This is a genomic window from Dankookia rubra (assembly GCF_004355005.1).
GTDB lineage: Bacteria > Pseudomonadota > Alphaproteobacteria > Acetobacterales > Acetobacteraceae > Paracraurococcus > Paracraurococcus ruber_A.
Map to the genome: position 1 here is coordinate 1 of NZ_SMSJ01000453.1, position 211 is coordinate 211.

Here is a 211-nt window from a genome sequence, read left to right on the forward strand (position 1 = left end):
GAGCAGGTCCGGCGCCTTGATGGCGCCGTCCAGCACCATCCAGCGCAACTCGCCCTTGTTGGTCACCGCCGAGATCAGGCCGAGGTTGGCCCGCCGGTGGTTGACCCGCACCTCCGGCGTGCGGCCCGGGGGCGCATAGCCGCGGCCGCGCACGTCATCGGAGCGCAGGCCGGTCTCATCACCCCAGAAGACCGCGCCGCCTTGCGCTTTG

1 protein-coding gene is annotated in these 211 nt (G+C 72.0%); it reads right to left on the reverse strand.

The annotated features are described in order from the left end of the window. The coding region (locus tag E2C06_RS37225) for a transposase (RefSeq protein WP_193560553.1) at window positions 1-211 on the reverse strand (211 nt) is incomplete at both ends.